Origin of the sequence: Bradyrhizobium sp. CCBAU 53340, assembly GCF_015291645.1 — a bacterium.
In the GTDB taxonomy this organism is placed as follows: Bacteria; Pseudomonadota; Alphaproteobacteria; order Rhizobiales; family Xanthobacteraceae; genus Bradyrhizobium.
This window is the reverse complement of sequence record NZ_CP030055.1, coordinates 6,515,871-6,537,463: the sequence shown is the minus strand read 5'-3', so window position 1 is coordinate 6,537,463 and position 21,593 is coordinate 6,515,871. Positions and strand designations below refer to the sequence as shown.

13 protein-coding genes are annotated in these 21,593 nt (G+C 64.6%); 9 read left to right on the top strand and 4 right to left on the bottom strand.

Annotated elements, in window-relative coordinates:
• Positions 1–134: 134 nt before the first annotated feature.
• Positions 135–6,563, bottom strand: a complete 6,429-nt coding sequence (locus XH89_RS30850; protein WP_194464108.1) for a non-ribosomal peptide synthetase — start codon at positions 6,561–6,563, stop codon at positions 135–137.
• A gap of 133 nt (positions 6,564–6,696) precedes the next feature.
• Here XH89_RS30850 and XH89_RS30845 point away from each other — a divergent pair, with 133 nt between their 5' ends.
• The 3 genes from XH89_RS30845 (at position 6,697) to XH89_RS30835 (ending at position 11,992) form a co-directional block, all read left to right on the top strand.
• A complete protein-coding gene (locus XH89_RS30845; protein WP_194464107.1) occupies positions 6,697–10,155 on the top strand; it encodes an AAA family ATPase in 3,459 nt (1,152 codons plus the stop codon).
• Entirely contained in the window at positions 10,152–10,946 is a 795-nt protein-coding gene (locus tag XH89_RS30840; protein ID WP_194464106.1) for a protein-L-isoaspartate O-methyltransferase, read from the top strand. The genes XH89_RS30845 and XH89_RS30840 overlap by 4 nt, the downstream gene beginning before the upstream one ends.
• A gap of 95 nt (positions 10,947–11,041) precedes the next feature.
• Positions 11,042–11,992: a DUF6492 family protein gene (locus XH89_RS30835; RefSeq protein ID WP_194464105.1), complete on the top strand. Its 951-nt coding sequence runs from the start codon at positions 11,042–11,044 to the stop codon at positions 11,990–11,992.
• Positions 11,993–12,031: 39 nt separating this feature from the next.
• Here the strand turns inward: XH89_RS30835 and XH89_RS30830 are convergent, their stop codons facing one another.
• Together XH89_RS30830 and XH89_RS30825 are read right to left on the bottom strand one after the other, a co-directional pair.
• Positions 12,032–13,099: an endo-1,4-beta-xylanase gene (locus XH89_RS30830; protein ID WP_194464104.1), complete on the bottom strand. Its 1,068-nt coding sequence runs from the start codon at positions 13,097–13,099 to the stop codon at positions 12,032–12,034.
• A gap of 100 nt (positions 13,100–13,199) precedes the next feature.
• Complete coding sequence (locus XH89_RS30825) at positions 13,200–14,288, bottom strand: glycosyltransferase (RefSeq protein ID WP_194468684.1); 1,089 nt, start codon at positions 14,286–14,288, stop codon at positions 13,200–13,202.
• A gap of 303 nt (positions 14,289–14,591) precedes the next feature.
• On the opposite strand from XH89_RS30825, the gene XH89_RS30820 reads away from it, so the two are divergent.
• Positions 14,592–16,028 carry a lipopolysaccharide biosynthesis protein gene (locus XH89_RS30820; RefSeq protein ID WP_194464103.1) on the top strand — a complete coding sequence of 479 codons (1,437 nt, stop codon included), beginning with the start codon at positions 14,592–14,594 and terminating at the stop codon, positions 16,026–16,028.
• A 63-nt stretch (positions 16,029–16,091) separates the two neighbouring features.
• Here the strand turns inward: XH89_RS30820 and XH89_RS30815 are convergent, their stop codons facing one another.
• Positions 16,092–16,304, bottom strand: coding sequence for a hypothetical protein (locus tag XH89_RS30815; RefSeq protein WP_194464102.1), 213 nt, complete (start codon positions 16,302–16,304; stop codon positions 16,092–16,094).
• Between XH89_RS30815 and XH89_RS30810 the strand changes: the two genes are divergently transcribed.
• From XH89_RS30810 to XH89_RS30790, 5 genes are all read left to right on the top strand, one after another.
• Complete coding sequence (locus tag XH89_RS30810; RefSeq protein WP_194464101.1) at positions 16,282–17,514, top strand: branched-chain amino acid ABC transporter substrate-binding protein; 1,233 nt, start codon at positions 16,282–16,284, stop codon at positions 17,512–17,514. The two genes, XH89_RS30815 and XH89_RS30810, sit on opposite strands and share 23 nt — an antisense overlap.
• Positions 17,515–17,634: 120 nt before the next feature.
• The gene (locus tag XH89_RS30805; RefSeq protein WP_194464100.1) at positions 17,635–18,582 is read left to right on the top strand and encodes a branched-chain amino acid ABC transporter permease; all 948 of its coding nucleotides are present in this window, start codon (positions 17,635–17,637) and stop codon (positions 18,580–18,582) included.
• A complete protein-coding gene (locus XH89_RS30800; RefSeq protein ID WP_194464099.1) occupies positions 18,579–19,871 on the top strand; it encodes a branched-chain amino acid ABC transporter permease in 1,293 nt (430 codons plus the stop codon). The genes XH89_RS30805 and XH89_RS30800 overlap by 4 nt, the downstream gene beginning before the upstream one ends.
• Before the next feature lie 38 nt (positions 19,872–19,909).
• Entirely contained in the window at positions 19,910–20,659 is a 750-nt protein-coding gene (locus tag XH89_RS30795) for an ABC transporter ATP-binding protein (RefSeq protein ID WP_194464098.1), read from the top strand.
• The gene (locus XH89_RS30790) at positions 20,659–21,354 is read left to right on the top strand and encodes an ABC transporter ATP-binding protein (RefSeq protein WP_194464097.1); all 696 of its coding nucleotides are present in this window, start codon (positions 20,659–20,661) and stop codon (positions 21,352–21,354) included. Before XH89_RS30795 ends, XH89_RS30790 begins: the two co-directional genes overlap by 1 nt.
• Positions 21,355–21,593 lie beyond the last annotated feature (239 nt).

The window sequence follows — 21,593 nt, the reverse complement described above, 5'->3', positions numbered from 1 at the left end:
CTCCCCCGGTTGAAAATATCAGTCCAAATCAAAACACGAGAATATCTTGCTCGCTGGCGGCAAATAATCAAGATGCAACTTGCTCATTCACAGCTCTGGCGAGTGAACATCTGCTCGGAGCGGGCCAACGACGGTCATGCCGCGCGGCGATCGAGCAATCGGCCAAGCGGCGTATGCGGCTGGGCGACAGCCGCCGCAAGCAGCGCGATGAGATCCTGCATCCAGGCGCCGACCATGCCGCCGTCGAGCAACTCGCCCTTGTAATTGCATGAACCGGTGATTCCGGTCGGCCGCTCCTTCAGCATCAGCGACAGCCAGGTCTGGTCGATCGGCAGCACGGGTTGGCCCTCCCGCGCGACGTTCCCGATCGATCGCACCGCGACGTTGGGCAGGTCGAGCGGCTGGCGCAGCGGATTTTGCAGCGTGAAATAGACCTGAAGCAGGGCAGCCGTATCGATGCCCTCCTGTTCCAGATGGTCGGCCAGCATGTTGAAAGGCAGCTCCTGCCGCGCATGAGCATCGAGCACGCTTTGGCGCACCCGCAGCAATCCTTGCGTGAAGGACAAATCCGGCGTGATTCGGCTGCGGACGATCACGGTATTCTCGAACGGCCCCACGATCTGTTCGGTATCCGGCTGGGCGCGGTTGGCCATGGCGGTGGCCACCGAGATGTCGGTATGTCCGGTCCGCGCCAGCAGAAGCGCCTTCAGGCCGGTGAGCAGGCACATGAACAGGGTGGCGTTGTGCTGGCGCGCATGGGCCGCGAGTCGGGCGACCAGGTCGTGCTCCAGGCTGAGCGGATGATGGCCGGTCGGCGCGCCCGGAGGTGCTTTTCCGTCGAACAGGGGCAGCGCGCCGCGCAAATTCTCGGTCCAGTCGGCCGCCTGCCGGCGGGCCGCCTCCGTGCCGCACCACCAGCGCTGCCAGCGCGCGACGTCGGAGAACGCGAGCGGTATTTTTGGCAAAGGTGGCGATGGATGACCTGCCAGTGCGGCGTAGCGGCTGGACAATTCCTCGAACAGCACGCCGATCGACCAGCCATCGGCGATGGCATGATGCAGCGTCAGCAGCAGGATGTGATCCTCGGCGTGACGCCGCAGCAGCCGTGCCCGCAGCAGCGGCGCCCGCGTCGTACCAATAGGGGTACAGGTCTCCTGCGCGATCAGGAGTTCGATCTTCCTGAGTTCGAGCGCCTTGCGCCGCTTGTTGTTGTGGGGCCGGCCGTCGCCGATGGTCTCGACGGTCAGTATCGGCCCGAACGTGGCTGGCGCGACGACGTCGCTGACCGGTTCCTCGCCGTTCCGGCCGAACGCCGTCTGTAACGATTCGTGCCGGCGCACGATGTCGTCGATCGCCTGCGCCAGCAGACGCGGATCCATCGGGCCTTCGAGATGAAAGGCGAAGGGCAGATTGAACAGCGGCAGATCGGGCAGGTTCTGCTCGATCCGCAGCATCTGGTCCTGCGCGATCGACAGCGTGGGAGGTCCGCTTTCCATGAGGCGTGGGACGCTGGAGGCCGGCTTTTGCAGCTTGGTGGCCACCGCCGCATCGACCAGCCTGGCCAGTTCTTCGATCGTCGGCGCTTCGAAGATGGTCTTGATCGGCAACGATACTCCGAGCGCGCGGGCCACACGCGCCATCGCCTGGCCCGCCAGCAGCGAATGGCCGCCAAGGTCGAAGAAATTGTCGGTGACACCGAGGCTCTCGACCTTCAGCAGATCGATCCAAATGTCGGACAGGACCTTTTCGGTGAAATGCCGCGCCGGCACGGCCGCCTCGACACTTCCGGCCTCCTGTTGCGCGGGCGGGACCAGGGCGGAGCGATCGAGCTTGCCGTGGGCATTCAGCGGCACCTGATCCAGGAACAGGAACGCGGACGGGATCGCGTGCACAGGCAGCCGGCTCTTGAGGAAGTCGCGAAGCTCGCTGGCGCTGGTCCGGCTGCCGGACTTCGCGACGACATGGGCGATCAGCCTGACGTCGCCATTGGCGTCGCGGCGCGGCTCGACGATGCCGGCGCGGACGCTCTCGTGGTTGGCAAGCGCAGCTTCGATCTCCTTGAGCTCGATGCGATAGCCGCGAACCTTGACCTGAAGGTCGGCGCGGCCGAGGCATTCGATCGTCCCGTCGGCGCGGCGGCGGGCATGGTCGCCGGTGCGGTAGAGCCGTGCGCCTTCGCGGCGCCGGAACGGATCCGGAATGAAGCGCTGCCGGCTCTGCGCGGGATCGTTGACATAGCCGCGGCCGACGCCGTCGCCGCCAATGCAGAGCTCGCCGACCACGCCAATCGGCTGCAGCGCAAGGTTCGGATCGAGCACGTAAAGCTGGGTATTCGGCAGAGGCGCGCCGACGGAGACGTTGGTCGTCGTCACATCCGGTGCCCGGGTCAGCCGGTGCAGCGAGACGTCATCGGAACATTCCGAAGCACCATAGGCATTGATCAACGGTACCTTCGGGCTGCGGTCGAACCAGGCGCGGCTGAGCTCGACCGGCAGCGGCTCGCCGGTCGAGATCAGGAGCCGCAGCCGGGCAAAGGCGCGCCGCATCGGTGCTTCGTCGAGACGTTCGACGATGACGCGCAGCAGCGACGGCACGATCTCGAGCACCGTGATGCCCTCGCGTTCGATCTCCCGTGCCAGCAGCATCGGGTCCTGGACGACAGGGCTGGCACAGACATGGACGCGTGCACCGACCATGGGACCGGCAAGGAACTGCCAGACCGATATGACAAAGCTCTGCGGCGCGGTCTGCGCGATCACGTCCTTGGGTGTGAGGCCCAGCTCGGAAATGAGCGAGGCCAGATGGTTCGATAGCCCCCGCTGCTCGATCATGACGCCCTTCGGCGCACCGGAAGAGCCGGACGTATAGATGAGGTAGGCAAGGCTGGAGCTTGCGCGCCGCGCCGCACGGGCCGGTGGTGTCGCTGCGAGCGCAATGGCATCCTCGATGTCGGCCACCTCGATGCGCGCGACCAGTGGTTCGAGCAGCGCCTCGACCATGGCGGATTGCGCGCGCCCCGTCAGCAACACGGTTGCGCAACTCGATCCGAGGATGGTCGCGAGTCGCGCCGGCGGCTGGTCGGGATCGAGGTTCAGGAACGCCGCGCCGGCGCGCTGCACCGCGATCATCGCCGCGAGCAGGTTGGGCCCGCGATCCGCGAGCAGTGCGACCACCGTTTCCGCGCCGACGCCTTCGCGGGCGAGCCAGCGCGCGATCGCCTGGCTCCGGCGCGCCAGCTCGCGATAGCTCAGGGACATCAGTCCGTCGGATATCGCAATGGCATTCGGTGTCTTTTTCGCCTGCTGCCCGAAACGCTCACAGAGATTGCCACGTGTGGTGAAATTGGCAGGACGGCCTTTCATCGGCAGCTGCCGGCGCTCGGCGGCGGTGAGCAGCGGCAGGCGCGAGATGCGCTGCTCGGGATTGGCGATGACCGCCTTGAGCAGGGTCTTGAACTGATCCGCCATGCCCTCGATCGTGCCTTCGTCGAACAGATCGGTGGCGTATTCGAAGAAGCCGGTGAAGCGCCCCTCGGCCTCGACCAGCTCGAGCGTGATGTCGAAGCGCGCGACTTCTGGATCGACCTCCAGCCGGCGCGTCGACAGGCCAGGGAAGCGCGCGGCCTCGATCGAGGCGTTCTGGAGAATGAACATGATCCGGAACAGCGGATTGCCATCCGTCCTTCGCGCGATCTGCAGCGCGCGCAGAACTTCCTCGATCGGAAGGTCCTGGTTGCGATAGGCATCCAGTGTGACCTGGCGCACTCGGCGCAGCATTTCGCCGAAGGTCGGATCGCCGCCGAAATCGTTGCGCAGGATCAGCGTATTGGCAAACAGCCCGATCAGGCGCTCGCTTTCGAGCTGGTTGCGGTTTGCGATCAGCGATCCCGTCGCGACATCCTCATGCCCGGTATGACGGAACAGCAGACACTGGAAGGCTGCGAGCAGTGACATGAAGGGCGTCACGCCCTGGTCCTGGCTCATTGCGCGGATGTCGGCCGAAAGGTCCTTGGAGAACTCGAAATAATGACGCGCGCCGTGACCGCTCCAGACCTCAGGCCTTGGCCGGTCGGTCCGCAGTGGCAGCGTGGAGACGCCGTCGAGCTGCGCCCGCCAGTAGTCGAGCTGCTCCTTTGCCGCAGCAGTCTGCGCCCAGCTCTGCTGCCAGCGTGCAAAGTCGCGATATTGGAAGCCGGGCGAGGGCAGCGCCACCGTGCTTTCCTTGCGTGCTGCCGCATATCCGGCGGCGAGCGCCTCCCAGAACAACCGCTGCGACCAGCCATCTGTAACGAGGTGATGGACGTTGACGACCAGCGCATGGCTGGATCTGCCGAACGAGAGCAGCGTGACCTTCAGCGGCGGCTCGTGGGCGAGATCGAACGCATATTGGGCAAGCTTCCGCGCCTCGCGCCTGACGACCGCAGCCCGCCGGTGTGAGGGGCAGGGCTTGAGCTTGATCCGCTTGAGCTGCGGCAGCGTCCGAAGCACGCGCTGCACGGGCTCGCCATCGCGCTCGAGAAAGACCGAGCGCAGCGCCTCGTGGCGCTCGCAGACCGCGGCAAGGCCTGCCCGGAGCGCTGCCAGATCGACATGGCCCTTCAGCAGCGCGACCTCGACCACATTATAATTGTAGCGCGTCGGATCGAGCCGCGAGAGCACATACATCCGCTGCTGCTGGAACGACAGCGGCGCGTCTCCGTCAGGGGCAGCCTGGCGCCATGCCGGCAGCGTCGCGTCCCGATGCGCCGTGGCCTCGAGCCGAGCGGCAAGAGCGCCGACGGTGGCACAATCAAAGATGTCTTCGAACGAGAACTCCGCGTTGAACCGCTCGCGCAGGCGCGAGCGCATCTGCGTGACCGCAAGCGAGTCCGCGCCGAGCGCGAAGACGTCCTGATCGAGGCCGACTTGCGGAAGATCGAGCAGATTGGCCCAGATCTCCGCAAGCTGGGACTCCAGCGCGTTGCGCGGTAGTTGCGTCTCGTCGTCGGCCTGTTCCGCCGAAATCAGCTCGGCGAGCGCATTGCGCTTGACCTTGCCGCTGGCACCCTTCGGCAGCGCCGCCACGCTGCGGATCAGGCTCGGCACCTTGTAGGCGGCGAGACGCTTGCGCGCGAATTGGCGCAGCTGGTCGGAGCTGGCCCCGGAATCGGAACGCAGCACCACGACGGCGGCGACGTTCTCGCCGAGCTTTGCGTGCGGAACGGCGAAGACCCCGGCTTCCAGCACCGCCGGGTGGGCCAGCAGCACCTCTTCCACCTCCAGCGGCGATACCTTCTGGCCACCGCGGTTGATGACATCCTTGATGCGGCCGACAATGAAGAGATAGCCGTCGGCGTCGAGATAGCCGAGATCGCCGGTGCGGAACCAGCCGTTGTGGAATGCGGCCTGCGTCGCCGCCTCGTCATTATAATAGCCGCGGCTCATATTCGGTCCGCGCAGCATGATCTCGCCACGCGTGCCGCTTGCAAGCTCGCGGCCCGTTTCGTCCATGATCGCGATGTCGGGACCGGCGGCGCGGCCGACCGAGCCGATCTTGCGCAACTCGAACGGATTGGCTGCGATCTGCGAGGCCGCTTCCGTCATGCCGTAGGTCTCGAGAACGGGAACGCCGAAGGCCGCCTCCAGTCCGTTGAGGATCGCGGGTGCGAGCGAGGATGAGGCGGAGCGGATCACGCGCAGCGATGATGATCGGGCGGCTTGCGGGTTGGCTTCCGCAGCCGTCAGCAGCGCACGATGAATGGTCGGCACCGCCGTGTACCAGGTCGGTTGCAGATCCCGCATCCAGCCGAAGAAGGATGGCGCGTCAAAACCGCTGGTCACGATCACGCTGGAGCCCGCCGCAAGCGCCGTCAGCAACCCGGAGATCAGGCCGTGGGCGTGAAACAGTGGCAGAACGTTGAGCAGGCGATCGTGCGATGTGAGCGAGAGCACGCGGCCGGCATTTTGCGCGGAAAGGCATACATTGCGGTGCGTCAGGGGCACCATTTTCGGCCGCGCCGCCGTGCCTGATGTCAGCAGGATGAATGCATCGTCCTCGGCACGCGCAGCTCCGCCTGCGCCGGGCGGGCCGACCGTCGGGCCGACGAACTCGCAGCCGCCGAGATCCGCCTCCGGACCGGGCACGAAGTCGATGACCGCGATATCGAGCGCTCTGGCGACGTCCCGGCTCGGCGAGTTCATGTCGGCCCGCGTTACGAGCGCCGACAGCTTCATCTCGCTGAAATAGCGTTGCAGCTCATCCGCCGTCAGATCAGGGTTGACGGGAACGCAGGCGCAGGTCGATGCAACCGCGATCAGGGCGAGCGCACTGTCGGCCCCGCGCGGCAGCGCAACAGCCATGCGGTCGGCGGGGGCAATTCCGAGCCCGCGCAAGGTACGGACGAGATGCTCGATTCTGGCGCCGAGAGCGCCATAAGTCAGGGGCGGCCGGCCGGGGGCGAGCAGGGCGGGCGCTGCCGGTGTCGAACGCGCGTGCAAGGCGAGGAGGCCGCCGATCGTATTGGCTTCGGCGCCCGTGTCGGCCGATCCCTCTCTCGCCCCGGATGCAATTCCCGACAATGCCATTCCCTTTTGATCCGATTGGGCTATTCTTCCCAAGAGTTAGGGAACGCGTCCAGTCTGAGGTGAAGTTTGGTCCCAAAATCTGTGGTTGAGGGACCTTAAGCCCTTCGACGTAGGGAATGTTGGGCGGATCACCATGCTGGAGAATGAGCCGGAGACGGAAGTCGGGTTGAAGCGCTGGCTCGAAGGGGTCGGTCTTGGCCACTATACCGATCTGTTCGCGCAGCACCGCCTCGATCTCGACGTCATGGGAGACCTGACCGAGGCCGACCTTGCCGAGCTCGGACTGCCGCTCGGCGATCGCAAGCGGCTCCAGCGAGCGATGGCCGCGCTGTTTCAGGCCGAGACGGCGGAGGCACCGGCCGCGCCTCCGCGTCCGCCTGTTCGCACCGAGGTCGGCGCCGAGCGGCGCCAGCTCACCACCATGTTCTGCGACATGGTGGACTCCACCGCGCTTTCCGCCCAGTTCGACCCGGAAGACGTGCGCGATATGATCGCGAGCTTCCGCGAGACCTGCGTGCGCGTGGTCAAGCATTACGAAGGCTTTGCCGCCCGCTTCGTCGGTGACGGCATCCTGGTCTATTTCGGCTACCCGACCGCACATGAGGACGACGCCGAACGCGCGGTGCGCGCCGGGCTCGAGATCGTGCGGGTGCTCTCGACGGCGCGCGCGATCGAGCCGCGCGGCGCGCTCAGCCACGCGCCCGCCGTTCGCATCGGGATTGCGACCGGCCTCGTCGTGGTTGGCGACCTCGTCGGCCAGGGCACCGAAGAGCGCGACTCCGCCGTCGGCGAGACGGTCAATCTCGCCGCGCGTCTGCAGGCGCTGGCGCCGCCCAACGGCGTGGTGATCTCCGCCTCGACGCAATCGCTGCTGAAGGGCAAGTTCGATTACCGCAATCTCGGCGTCCACGCGCTGAAGGGCATCTCGGAAAAAGCCCAGGCCTGGCACGTCGTGCGCGCCACGCGCGCGGAGACCCGCTTTGCCGCCGCCATGGGCACGCGGCTGACCCCGCTTGTCAATCGCGAGGAGGAAATCGCGCTGCTGATGGCGCGCTGGCAGCAGGTCAAGGAGGGCGACGGTCAGGTCGTCGTCAAGTTCGGCGAGCCCGGCATCGGCAAGTCGCGCATCATTCAGGAGATCTTCGAGCGGATCGCGGGCGACCGGCACGGACAGGTCTCGTTCCAGTGCTCGCCTTATTACACCTCGACCGCATTCTATCCGTTCGTCGAACAGCTCAAATTCTCGCTCGGTCTCGACCGCGAAGATGCGTCCGCCTTGTCGCTGGCGAGCCTGGAGAGAGCAATCACCGCTGCGCAGGGCGATATCGAGCAGGTGGCGCCGCTGTTCGCTGCGCTGCTGTCGATTCCGACCGGGGAGCGCTATCCGCCGCTCGACCTGTCACCGCAGCAGCAGAAGGACGCGACCGTCGCGGCGCTGGTCAACCACTTCCTCGGCCTCGCGCGCGAGATGCCGCTGGTAATGGCCTTCGAGGATCTGCACTGGATCGATCCGACCTCCCGCGAGGTGGTCGATTTGCTGGTCGACCGGGTGCAGAACCGCCCGATCCTGGCCATCATCACCGCGCGCTCCGAATTCCAGCCGAGCTGGAACGCGCATTCGCATATCACCACGCTGGTGCTGAACCGGCTCAGCAAGCCGTTGCGCACGACGCTGGTCGAGCGCGTTGCGGGGCGCGAGCTTCCCAAGGAGGTCGTCGAGGAGATCATCGTCAAGACCGACGGCGTGCCGCTGTTCCTGGAGGAGCTGACCAAGACGGTTCTCGAATCCAACCTCCTGACCGAGCGGCACGGGCGCTACGTGCTGTCGGGCCCGTGGCGGCAGCTCGCGATCCCGGCGACGCTGACGGACTCGCTGATGGCGCGTCTCGACCGGATGGGACCGTTCAAGCGGATCGCGCAGATCGGCGCCACCATCGGCCGCGAATTCTCCTACGAGACCCTGAACGCGGTCGCCAACACGCCGGCGGAGCAGATCGAGGCGGCGCTGACGCATCTGGAGGATGCCGGACTGATCATGCGCCGTGGTCATCCGCCCGACGCGCTCTATTCGTTCAAGCACGTGATGATCCAGAACGCGGCCCATGCGAGCCTGTTGCACAGCGAGCGGCGCAAGCTGCATGCCAGCATCGCCCAGGTCCTTGCCGAGATGTATCCGGAGAAGACCGAGCGCGAGCCCGAGCTGCTGGCCCATCATCTGACCGAATCCGGCCAGAGCGAGGGCGCTGCGAGCTTCTGGCTCAAGGCCGGCAAGCAGGCGGCGAGGAGCGGCGCCAACCTGGAGGCGATCGGCCATCTGCATCGCGGCTTGAGCGTCGTGCAGGCCAATGCGCGCATGCAGGGCGCCGACGAGATGGAGCTGGAGCTGCGCATCGCGCTCGGCAACGCGCTGATCGCCGCCAAGGGCTACGCCGTGCAGGAGGTCGAGGAGAACTACATCCGGGCCCTCGAGCTCGGCCAGCAGCTCGACGACGATGAAAAGGCCTTTGCCGCCACCCGCGGGCTCTGGGTCTGCCATTTCATCCGCGCCGATCTCACCCGTGCGCACGATCTCAGCGTCGAGCTGTTGAAGTTTGCCAAGCGCGAGCGGCTGAACGAGGACACGGCGCAGCAGACCGGCTATTTGATCGAGGCGCATCGCTCGATCGCGATGACGATGCTCTATCGCGGGCGCTTCGCCGCCGCGCAGCATCATCTGCATCGCTGCATCGATCTCTATAGCCCCGATCTGCATTCAGATCTGATGGTGCGGCACGGCACCGATCCCGGCGTGGTCTCGCTGTCCTATCTCGGCTATCTGCTCTGGTTCCTCGGCCAGCCCGACGCGGCGCGGCAGCACAGCGAGCAGGCGATTGCGCTCGCGGAGAAGATCCGCCATCCGTTCTCGCTCGCCTTCGCATTGGTGTTCGGCGCCTATCTCTGCCAGCATTTGCGCGACATCGAGGGCACGCGCGATTACGCCAATCGTGCCATGATCATCGCCACCGAGCACAATTTCCTGCACTGGAGGCAGCAGGCCGCGATCTTGCGCGGCTGGGCGCTGGCGCAGCTCGGCGAGGTCGACGAGGGCATCAGCCAGATGCGCCTCGGCCTCGACGAATATGAGGCGATGGATTCCTGGCTCGCCGGCTGCTGGTTCCGCTGCCTGCTCGCGGAGGCCTACGCCAAGGTCGGCATGCGCGATGCGGCCTTGCGCGCGCTGGATGGTGCGCTTGCGACCGCAAGGCGCACCGGCGATCACTCCTACCTCGCGGAGGTCTATCGGCTGCAAGGCGAGATCACCATGTCGGACGGTAGTCCGGCGTCGGTGCAGGAGGCCGAGGAGCTGTTCGGCCTGTCGCTGGAGACGGCGCGCAAGCAGGGTGCGCTGTCGTGGGAGCTCAGGACCGCTATCAGCCTCGCGCGGCTGTCACACGAGGCCGGCAAGCGCGAACATGCGAGCCTTCTGCTGCTGCCGATCGTCGGCAAGTTCAACGAGGGTTTTTTGACGCCGGACCTGAAGCTGGCCATGCAGCTCGTGCACGAGCTCGGCGGCGACACGCCCGCTCGTCCACACGCCGATCCGGTGAGATGAGCGATCTGTCCGCCGCGCGGGCGCGATACGTCGAGCTGATTGCAAGGCGCGAGCGGATCGCCTCAAAGCGTCTGCTTGCAGCCCTTGCGACGGTGCCGCGCGAAAATTTTTTGGCGCGGGGGCCCTGGCGCGTCAAGACCGAGGCGGCGCGCAGCTATCGGCTGACGCCCGATGCGGATCCCGTTCATCTCTACGACAACGTACTGGTCGCCATCGACGCGCGTCGCAAGCTCGACACCGGATTGCCGAGCCTGTGGGCGCATTTCATCGACCTGCTCGATGTCAGGGAAAAGCATCGCGTGGTCCAGATCGGTTGTGGGCTCGGCTACTTCTCGGCGATCCTGTCGGAGATCGTGGGTCCGAACGGCAGGGTGCAAGCCATCGAATGCGAGGCGAGGCTGGCAAAGCGCGCTGCGACCTATCTCCGCGCCTATCGGAATGTCGAGGTCGTCCACGGCGACGGGTGCCGGGACATCGGCGAGCCGGCCGATGTGATCATCGTGCATGCCGGCTTCTCACATCCACATCCGCTCTGGCTGCAGTCGCTCCGTCCGCGCGGTCGCCTGTTGGTGCCGCTGACGCAGCGGGACCGCGAAGGTGCCGCCCTCAAGGTCACGCGAAGGGGCAAGGGGTTCGAGGCGGAAGCTGTACAGCAGATCCGTATCTTTCCCGGCCAAGGCCGCGGCGTGACGGCGCTCGACGATCGTGTCGCGGAGTGGTGGCAGCGCGCATCGTCGCTGGCGCCGCTGCGCTTTCGCGATCTCGCGCAGGGGCTGCCGTCGGATGGCTAATGATTCGTTTCATTTTACCTTGATTGCGATTCGAAGTTTCCAACGTCTCCTATCGCTTGTATGAGGGCGGTTCGATGGCCATTTGAGCACGCATCATGCATTCCGTTGCCTTGCTGACCGCCAGCTATGCCAAGGATATCGAGCGTTTCTCGCTGCTCAGCGAGAGCATCGACACCTGGCTCACGGGATACACGCGGCATTATGTTCTCGTTAACGATGAGGACGTGCCGCTGTTCGCGCAGTTTGCGTCCGACAAGCGCGTCATCGTTCCGGCCTCGCGGTACTTGCCGAAATGGCTGTGGGCGCTGCCGCCGTCGCTGCAGTTCATCAGCAGCCGGCGTGTCTGGCTGTCGCTGTTGTCGTCGCCCGTACACGGCTGGCACATCCAGCAGATCCTCAAGATCGCCGGTGTGCTCAATGCGCCGGAACAGCGTGTCTGCATTCTCGACTCGGACAATCTGTTCTTCCGCGAATTCGACGTCGGCCAATATGCCGGCGGCGAAAAGACGCCGCTGTTCGTCACGCGCAAGGGGATCGACGCCGATCACCCGTTGCATGTGCTGTGGCTCCGCACGGTCGATCAGCTCCTCGGGATCAGGGAACGCTCGTTCCCGGCCGACGATTATGTCGGCAATGCGCTGGTCTGGGACAAGGACGCTGCGCGCGCGATGACCGACGCCATCAATTCGGCAACGGGCCTCAGCTGGGCGCTGGCGCTGTGCCGGAAGAAGAAGTTCTCCGAGTATCTGCTCTACGGAAATTTCGTCGCGAACTCGCCCAAACATCTGGCGGCGCATCGCGTGACGGAAGACAGCATTGCCGTCTCGCACTGGGACGACACCCGCCTCGACCGCCAGGCGATCGAAGCCATGATGGGCGCCGCATCGCCCGACCAGGTCGCGCTCTGCATCCAGTCCTATTCGTCGACCTCGATCGACGATATCAGGGACGTCTTCCGCCTGAACTCGCGTGATCGCCGCGGTCCGAGCCTGTCTCCCGACCATATGGGCGATGCGACTGCGTTCGAGATGCCCAAGACACGCTAAAAGACACGCTAAAAGACGCGCTAGAAGGCGCGGCTGGCCTTACGCGTCCTTCGTGAACTTGCTGATGACGTCCATGAACGGCTTTGGCTTGAACTCGCCGTCAAGCGGCAGCGGCCGGTTGGTCTGCTTGTCCTTGCGGGTGAAGGTGCCGTTGATCCAGCTGTAGCGGTCGGAAATGCCCCAGGTCAGGATCGAGCGGACCGGCCCGCTGGTCGAGATCGCCGTCAGGAGATCGTCGACACGCTTGGCGACGATGGCGTCGCGCTCGGCGGGGCTTCCCGTCAGCTTCTGATCGTCGACATCGAGCTCGGTGACGAATACCTCAAGTCCCCACGACCGCAGCTCGGTGACGAACTCGGCGAGCCCGTGGGTGTCGATCTCGAGCTCGGCATGCAGATGCGATTGCAGTCCGACGGCGTGCAGCGGCGCGCCTTGATCGAGCAGCTCCATGATGAGATTGCGGTAGGCCGCGCGCTTGGCGATGAACGAGTCCTTCGCCGATTCGATGTCGTATTCGTTGATCGCGAGCTTGACGTAAGGATCAGCCGCGGCTGCGGTACGGAAGGCCAGCGGAATCCAGCGATTGCCGAGATGCTGCGTCCAGAACGTGTCGCGCCGGTCGGTGACGCCTTTGGGATTGTCGGGAATGGGCTCGTTGACGACATCCCACGAGGTCAGCTTGTCCTTGTAGTAGGAGACGACGGTCGAGATGTGATCAACATAGGCACGCTCGACGCCCTTGGTGTCCTTGATCTGCTTGGTCCAGTCAGGAATGTCGTGATACCAGGCGAGGGTGTGGCCGCGCATGGTCAGGTCGTTCTTCTGCGCGAAATCATAGATGGCGTCGGCGCGTTCGAAAGCGAAGGTGTGCGCATCCGGCCGCAGCATCGGCCATTTCAGCTCGAGCACCGGCACCACCTGGGTGCAATAGGTGCTGATGGCCTCGCCGAGCCGCGGATCGGCCTGCAGGTCCCAGAGCGTGGCGGCCGCGCCGTAGCCCTGATGGCGCTGGACAAGTTTCGACACTGGCGCTGCGGATACGGACGCGCCCGCCGCGAGCGTGGCGGCGCTGCCGAGGAGAAATTCGCGTCTGTCGAGCTTTGTCACGTCGCGGTCGTCCTTTCGGAGCCAACGCGCCATCGTACCAAGCGGCGCCTTGTCGCGCCGCGGTTTCCCCTTGTTGGGTTAACTTTCGCGAACCGTATTGTCAGCGCGCCTGACGCTGCACCACCGCTTCGGCGATGTCGTAATAATGCAGGGCGCCCTTTTCGAGGGTGAGGTTGTCCATCACGTAATCGCGAGGCGCAAAGTCGCCGGCGCTCACATGCGACCAGAAGTCGCTCCAGCCGGCGATGAAGTCTGCCGCGTCGATGAATTTGCTGCCGCAGCGTCCATCGAAATAGGGCACCGAGGACACGCCGCCTTCGTATCTCACCCTGTCTGGATAATATTCCGGGTCCTGCCACGGGCCGCCGCGATCCCAGGCGAACACCGGTACGCCGCTCGACAGCGCCTGCTGGCAGGCGATGCCCTGGCTTTCGTGCTCGCAAAGGAAGACCATGCTGCGGCAGCGCGCCAGCGCCGCCTTGTAGTCGTCTTCCTTGTAATGGCCGTAGCGGATCATTTCGACCGAGCGGCCACTGGCTTCGAGATGCCTGCGGATCGGGTCGATCAATCCGCTCTCATGGCGCTCGTGCGCCCACCGCACCTTGTCGTAGAGCAGCACATCGACGCTCTTCTGTGCGGCCGGCGTTGGCGTCCACAGATCGGTCTCGATGCCGACCGGCCAGACTTCGACAAGAGGCCAGGAGGGCCGGCACATCTCGGCGTACCAGTCGCAGGGCACCAGGATGGTCCTGGCGTGCAGGTCTTTCAGATGTCCCGGTGCATCCACCGGATGGTTGTACATGGCGACGCCCAGCAGAAGCGGGTTCTTCCATTCGAACCAATCAAGCACGAAGGGACGCCCGATGATGCAGGCGAGCTCGTCCGGGTGCTTGCGGATATAGCCGTAATCGTTGACGCGATAGCGGATCCCGACCCTGTCGAGGCCGGCACAGAGGTTGAGGAACACACGCCGCTGGCCGCTGATCCAGGACTTGCCGAGCAGCAGGCGCCGCAGCAGCGGCCGGACGTGGCGGTCGCCGGGAAACCAGCGGTCGTCCCGCTCCTCGAAGAACAAATTGAGCGTCATCCGCTCGGCCCCGTCGACTGGGCCCGCCGGGACGAGGGACGCAGCTGTGCCACCATGGGGCAGGGAGGCCGGATTTGCCCGTATACGCTCGACAACGTCCATTTTGGTCATGTCCACGCACTATCCGGAGGTCGGGCGGCGTCTTGAAATCATGGTTTCTTTTCGGTGATCGCGGCGGCCCGTTCAAGGACAGGGCAAATTTAACGCTAACGCGCGAAAGCGGCGGAGCTGCCCCATTCGGCAGCCGATCTGCAGACTTAAATGACTATCTTGGGAGATGCTGCGGCGCCGTCCGATTGCCAAGCCTCTGGTCGTCAAGCCTTTGATCGTCACGCCCTTGATCGTCGCGCCAAGGTCCAACTGATAACGGCGGCTCGATTTGAGAGTTGCTGGTCCCGTGCACGCATGTTGAATCGCCATTTCTCCATTTATCTCGTCGCCTACATCCTGCCTGCGGCGGTGGGCTTCTTTGCGGTCACCGCCTACACGCGGCTGCTGACGCCGGCGGAGTATGGCGTCTACGTCGTCGGCATCGGCATTGCCGGGATTCTGGGCGCGATCTTCTTCGCCTGGATCAAGCTGTCGGTGTCGCGCTACCAGGCGATGTCGGCGGAAGTGGATTTTCGCGGGACGGCGATGGTCGCTTTTGCGTTGACCGTCGTCGCCATGTGCGCCGCGACCCCGCTGGTGTTCCTGTTTCGCAGCGACGTCAGTGTCGGACTGGTGCTCGCCAGCATGTTCGTCGCGATCATGTCGAATGCGGTCGATGTCGGCCAGGAGTTCGAACGCGCCAAGCTGCGGCCCTATCGCTTCGCGGCGATCTCGATCGTGCGCAGCGTGTCGAGCGTGGGTTTCGGCCTGCTGGGGATCTGGCTCGGCTGGGGCGGCATGGGCCTGCTCGCGGCGTTCGGCCTCGGCTCGCTCACCGGCATCATTCTCAATCTCGTCGGCGACCGCACCAGCATCGCGGGCTTTTCGCGCGGCCAGTTCATGCAACTGGCGCGCTATGGCCTGCCGCTGACGCTGGCTGGACTTTCGGTCGCGGTCTACTCGGCCAGCGACCGGCTGATCGTCGCCTGGCTGCTCGGCAAGGATGCCGCCGGCATTTTCGGCGTCGCCGCCGATCTGCCGCGCCAGTTCATGGTCATGATCGCCTCCAGCGTTGCCGCGGCCACTGTTCCGCTGGTGTTCCGTTCGCTGTCCGAGAAGAACAACGAGACGACGCGTGAGCGTCTGTCGGAAAGTCTCGAACTGCTGCTCGTCGTCGTCGCGCCCGTCGCGGTCTGGCTTGCGCTCGCGGCGAACCAGGTCGCCGGCACCCTCGTCGGCGTCGATTTCCGCGCCGGCGTGTCGGCACTGCTGCCGATGCTGGTGCTGGCCCGCTTCTTCGGCATCGCCAATCAATTCTACGTCCAGATCAGCTTCCAGCTCGCCGAGCGCCCGTTCATGCTGGCGGCGCAGTCGTTTCTCACGCTGGTCATCAGCGTGGCGCTGATGTTCACGCTGGTCGCGGGCTACGGCATTTACGGCGCGGCGCTGGCCACGCTCGCGACCGAGGCGATCGGCTTCGTCGTCGCCGTCGTGCTGATGCGTCGGGCCTATCCTGTCCCGTTCGATCTCCTCAGGCTCGTCGGAGTTGCGGCATCCGCCGCGGCCATGGCGGGCACGATCCTCCTGGCGCGCTCGCAGGTCAGCGGCACCGGCATCGTGGCGCTGATCATCGTGAGTATCCCGGGCGGTCTCGCTTACGTCACCGCTGCGTGGCTGCTGAACGTTGCCAATGTGCGGACGCTGTCGCTGCGCTTCCTGCGGACGTTCAATCGCAAGGCGCTGGGCGTCTGACCGCCCGACGGAGCGCGATTCCCTCCCAAGCGACGCCTGCCGCGTACAGGTTTCCTTTGCGTTCTATTCCTTGTCACGGAATGTCGCGGACGAGCTGGGCAGCCGCACCACATTTGGTGGCGTCTGCACCGGGCCATGTTCCGTCGCGCTTGAAAAGCAAAGTTCGTTCTGCTCATAAGGGCGTTGAAATTGCGCTTCATCATGCGCAAAAAGCCCATCGACTAAAGTCGATAGCCAGTGAGGAAACGAAATAATGCGCAAGCTTACTTTGGCCATTGCCGTGATCGCTCCGATGTTCGGTCATGCCGCCTCGGCCGAGGACACCATCAAGATCGGCTATATCGATCCGCTCTCCGGCGGCGGGGCCAGTGTCGGCGAGGGCGGTCTCAAGACGTTCCAGTATCTGGCGGACGAGCTCAACGCCAAGGGCGGCATCCTCGGCCACAAGATCGAGATCCTGCCGCTGGACAACAAGACCAATCCGCAGGAGAGCCTGGTGCAGGCCCAGAAGGCGATCGATGCCGGCGCCCATTACATCACGCAAGGCAACGGCTCCGCCGTCGCCGCGGCGCTCTCGGATTTCGTCACCAAGAATAACACGCGCAATCCCGGCAAGGAAGTTCTGTACTTCAACTACGCCGCCGTCGATCCGAGCTTGACCAATGAGAAATGCAGCTACTGGCATTTCCGCTGGGATGCCGGCTCCGACATCAAGATGGAGGCGCTCACCAACTATATGAAGGACGTCCCGTCGATCAAAAAGGTCTATCTGATCAACCAGGACTATTCGTTCGGTCAGTCGGTGCGATCCGATGCGCGCAAGATGCTCGGCGCGAAACGGCCTGACATCCAGATCGTCGGCGACGAACTGCATCCGCTGCTCAAGGTCACCGACTTCTCGCCCTACATCGCCAAGATCAAGGCGTCCGGCGCCGACAGCGTCGTCACCGGCAATTGGGGCCAGGACTTCGCGCTGCTGCTCAAGGCCGCGGCCGACGCCGGCCTGAAGGTCAACTGGTATACGTACTATGCGGGTGGCGCCGGCGGTCCCACCGCGATCAAGCAGACCGGCCTCGACCACCAGGTCTTCCAGATCACCGAAGGCTTCCCCAATTCCGGCAACCAGGGTGCGATGGACTTCGAGAAGGCCTTCCGCGCCAAGGTGAATATGTCGCTGTGGTACCCGCGTGCCGTCAATGAGATGCGCATGTTCAAGGCCGCCGCCGAGAAGGCCAACTCGATCGAGCCCGTGAAGGTGGCGGCGGCGCTCGAGGACATGAAGTTCGATGTCCTCGACGGCGGCCAGGGCCTCATGCGCAAGGACGACCACCAGTTCTTCCAGCCGATCTACGTTTCCTCCTTCGGCAAGCTTGCCGCGAACGAGCCGTTCGACGAGGAGAGCACCGGTTGGGGCTGGCATCTGGTTTCCAAGGTCGATACGCCGCAGGCCATGGTCTCCACGACCTGCAAGATGGTACGGCCCTAATCTCTAAGCTCGTCGCCGTCCCGCTTCCATTGGTTGCGGGAGGGCGGCGGCCGGAATGCATTTGATCGCTTGGACGATGCTCGCCGGAGCTATGTGGCCCCGGATATCCATGAGTGCGCTGTGCTTGAACTCGTTGTCATTTCGACCCTGAATGGCGTGCTGTTCGGCATGCTGCTCTTCCTGCTGTCGAGCGGGTTGACCGTCATCTTCAGCATGATGGGCGTGCTCAATTTCGCTCATGCCAGCTTCTACATGCTCGGCGCCTTCTTCGGCTTCCAGCTTACCAAATGGATCGGTTTCTGGCCGGCGCTGGTGCTGGCGCCGCTTCTGGTCGGCGTCATGGGCATGACGGTGGAGCGCTACGGCCTGCGCAACACCCACAAGCACGGCCATGTCGCCGAGCTGTTGCTGACGTTCGGCCTGGCTTTCGCGATCGAAGAGATCGTCTCGATGATCTGGGGCAAGAGCCCGCTCGACTATCGCGTGCCGGCACTGCTGGATTTCCCGGCCTTCACGATCTTCTCGACCAACTATCCCGCCTACAAGATCTTCATGCTGGCGGTATCGGTCATCATTTTCGTGGCGCTCCTGATCGTGCTCAAGCGCACCCGGGTCGGCCTGATCGTGCAGGCGGCGCTGACGCATCCGCATATGGTCGGGCATCTCGGCCATAATGTCGGGCGCGTGTTCATGGTGGTGTTCGGTGTCGGCAGCGCGCTGGCAGGCCTTGCCGGTGTCATCGCGGGGCCGGCGCTGGTGACGCAGTCCGACATGGCCGCGGCGCTCGGGCCGATCCTGTTCGTGGTCATCGTGTTCGGCGGCCTCGGCTCCTTGCCTGGCGCCTTCATCGCCTCGCTCGTCATCGGCCTGGTGCAGACCTTTGCGGTCGCGCTGAACGGCTCGCTCGCGAGCGCCTTCGGCCCGCTCGACCCGTCGGCGGGACCGTCGGTTCTCACCGACATCTGGGACGTCACGATCGCGCAGGTCGCGCCGATCGTCCCCTATGTTCTGCTGGTGATCATTCTGATCGTACGCCCCATGGGCCTGATGGGGACGCGTGAATCATGACCACGGCCGCGACTTCGACGTCCAAGGTGGCGACAGATTTGGCCGGCGGGAGCCTGCGCTTTTACGGCGTCTGGCTGCTCGGTATCATCGCGCTGATCGTGCTGCCGATGATCTTCTCCTCGGGCGGCTCGCTCACCTCCTTCAGCCTGATCGGCATCGCGATCGTGTTCGCGCTGTCCTACAACATCCTGCTTGGCCAGACCGGCCTGTTGTCGTTCGGCCATGCCGTGCATTACGGCCTCGGCGGCTTCGCGGCCTGCCACATGATGAATGCCGTGGTGTCGCATGGCTGGCCGATCCCGCTGCCGTTCATTCCGCTGTTCGGCGGCCTCGGTGGTCTCGTCTTTGCTGTCATCATCGGCTGGGTCATGACCAAGCGTGCCGGCACGGTGTTCGCAATGATCTCGCTCGGCATCGGCGAACTGGTGGCGTCGTCCTCGCTGATCCTGCGCTCGGTGTTCGGCGGCGAATCCGGCATCACCACGGACCGCACCGCGCTGCCGAAGATGTTCGGCTGGTCGTTCGGTCCGCAGCTTCAGGTCTATTATCTGATCGCCTTCTGGCTGGTGCTGTCGGCGATCGCGATGTACGCGCTGACGCGCACGCCGCTCGGGCGGATCAGCAATGCAGTCCGCGACAATCCGGAACGCGTCCAGTTCATCGGCTACGATCCCCACGTCGTCCGCTATCTCGCCTTCTGCTTTGCCGGCTTCTTTGCCGGCGTCGCCGGCGGGCTTGCCGCGATCAATTTCGAGATCGCCAACGCCGCCTATCTCGGTGCGATTCAATCCGGCCTCGTGCTGTTCTCGACCTTCATCGGCGGCACCGCCTATTTCTTCGGCCCGATCCTCGGCGCCATCCTGGTGACCTACCTCCAGCTCGGGCTGACCAACCTTACCAGCGTGTGGCAGCTCTATTTTGGCATCATCTTCATCGGCATCGTGATGTTCTCCCCCGGCGGCATCGCTGGCCTGTTGATGATGCACCGGCCACTGATCCGTGCCGGGACGCTGTGGACGGTGATCCCATCCTACCTTGTTGCGATCGTGCCCACGGTTGCACTGGCCTGCGGCGTGATCCTGACGATCGAGACCGTCGCACGTTTCTCGGGCGGCGATCCCATCAACCTGTTCGGCATCGCCTTCAAGCCGACGTCGCCGGCGACATGGATGGTCGCTGCGGTTCTCGTGATCGGTGGCGCTTTCGTCGCGCGGCTGACCTGGCGGCGGATCGCTGATGCATGGGACAAGGCTGCGACGATCGCCCGTGACCGGGGGTATCTGGCATGAGCGGAGCGGTATCTGGGATGAGCGAAGCGGTATCTGGCATGCCCGCAGCTATCGAGGTTCGCGCCGTCGAAAAGCGCTTCGGCAATGTCGGCATCATCCGCGACCTCAACTTGATCGTCGCGAAGGGCGAGCGGCACGCCATCATCGGTCCGAACGGTGCCGGCAAGTCCACGACCTTCAACCTGATCAGCGGCCACATCAAGCCGACCTCGGGCGAGGTGAAGCTGAACGGCGATGTCATCTCGGGCCTCAGGCCCTTCGAGATCAACCGGCGCGGCCTGTCGCGCTCGTTCCAGGTCACCAACGTGTTCGCGCGCATGACGGTCTGGGAGAACGTCCGCTGCGCCGTGTTGTGGGCGACGGGACATCGCTACGCGTTCTGGAAGAATGTCGACAGCCTGCCCGAGGTGCGCCAGCGCACCGCGCAGATCCTCGACGACATTCATCTCACACACCGGCGCGACGTTCCGGCCGGGCTTTTGACCTATGCGGAGCAACGCGAGCTCGAGATCGGCATCACCATCGCGAGCGGCGCCACCGTCGTCATGCTGGACGAGCCGACCGCGGGCATGAGCCACGCCGAGACCGATCGCGCGGTGTCGCTGATCCGGCGACTGACCGAAGGCAAGACGCTTGTCATCGTCGAACACGACATGAGCGTCGTGTTCGGCCTCGCCGATCGCATCTCGGTGCTGGTCTACGGCCACATCATCGCCTCGGGCACGCCGGAAGATATCCGGCGCGATCCCAAGGTCAAGGAAGCCTATCTCGGCGAGGAAGCGCACTGATGCTCGAGGTCAGGGATCTCCACGCCTATTACGGCAAGAGCCACATCCTCCAGGGCGTCGACCTCGACGTCGCCGCCGGCGAGGTCGTGAGCCTGCTCGGACGCAACGGCGTTGGCCGCTCCACCACGGTCAAGGCGATCATGGGCGAGGTCGCTCCGCAAGGCACGATCCGTTTCAAGGGCAAGGACATCGCCGGCCTGCCGAGCTACAAGATCGCGCGCCTCGGGCTGGGTTACGTCCCCGAACATCGCGACATCTTCCCGAGCCTGACGGTCCGGCAAAATCTGCTGCTCGGCATCAAGGATACGCGCCGGCCCGGCAAATGGCGGCTCCAGGACATGCTCGACATGTTCCCCAATCTCGCCGCGCGCGCCGATACGGCCGCCGGCGTGCTGTCCGGCGGCGAGAAGCAGATGCTGACGACGTGCCGCACGCTGATGGGCGATCCTGATCTGATCATGATCGACGAGCCGACCGAAGGCCTCGCGCCGCTGATCGTGCAGCAGGTCGGCGATCTCATCGCCCGCATCGCTGAGGCCGGCGTCGCCATTCTCCTCGTCGAGCAAAAGCTGTCGATCGCAATGCGCATCTCCAAGCGCGTCTACATCATGGGGCATGGCCGCGTGGTGTTCGAAGGCACGCCTGATGAGCTCAAGGCCAATACTGCCGTGCGGCAGGAATGGCTCGAAGTCTGAGCACTGACCAGCGCATCGGCGCGTGAACCAATTCTCTGTGATTCGGATCACACCCCTGCCACCGTTTTAGGGCGGGCGGTCCGCCGCAGCGCGCCCGCCAGCTCCGGGTCAGCCTCGGCCGCGGAGCGCCCTTCCGCCCGCATGGGCCGTCGTATATGAGAGTTTTGCCGCCGGAACGGACCTGATATCGCCGGAAACGGAACGGATGGTGGCTGCGAATTCTTAATCCAAAGATCGCA

What these genes read in the sequence shown, in the direction of transcription:
- XH89_RS30815 (WP_194464102.1), bottom strand. Translation starts at nt 16,304, where the DNA reads ATGGCCAAAGTAAGCTTGCGCATTATTTCGTTTCCTCACTGGCTATCG.
- XH89_RS30825 (WP_194468684.1), bottom strand. Translation starts at nt 14,288, where the DNA reads ATGGACGTTGTCGAGCGTATACGGGCAAATCCGGCCTCCCTGCCCCAT.
- XH89_RS30800 (WP_194464099.1), top strand. Translation starts at nt 18,579, where the DNA reads ATGACCACGGCCGCGACTTCGACGTCCAAGGTGGCGACAGATTTGGCC.
- XH89_RS30790 (WP_194464097.1), top strand. Translation starts at nt 20,659, where the DNA reads ATGCTCGAGGTCAGGGATCTCCACGCCTATTACGGCAAGAGCCACATC.
- XH89_RS30840 (WP_194464106.1), top strand. Translation starts at nt 10,152, where the DNA reads ATGAGCGATCTGTCCGCCGCGCGGGCGCGATACGTCGAGCTGATTGCA.
- XH89_RS30810 (WP_194464101.1), top strand. Translation starts at nt 16,282, where the DNA reads ATGCGCAAGCTTACTTTGGCCATTGCCGTGATCGCTCCGATGTTCGGT.
- XH89_RS30820 (WP_194464103.1), top strand. Translation starts at nt 14,592, where the DNA reads ATGTTGAATCGCCATTTCTCCATTTATCTCGTCGCCTACATCCTGCCT.
- XH89_RS30850 (WP_194464108.1), bottom strand. Translation starts at nt 6,563, where the DNA reads ATGGCATTGTCGGGAATTGCATCCGGGGCGAGAGAGGGATCGGCCGAC.
- XH89_RS30835 (WP_194464105.1), top strand. Translation starts at nt 11,042, where the DNA reads ATGCATTCCGTTGCCTTGCTGACCGCCAGCTATGCCAAGGATATCGAG.
- XH89_RS30845 (WP_194464107.1), top strand. Translation starts at nt 6,697, where the DNA reads ATGCTGGAGAATGAGCCGGAGACGGAAGTCGGGTTGAAGCGCTGGCTC.
- XH89_RS30795 (WP_194464098.1), top strand. Translation starts at nt 19,910, where the DNA reads ATGCCCGCAGCTATCGAGGTTCGCGCCGTCGAAAAGCGCTTCGGCAAT.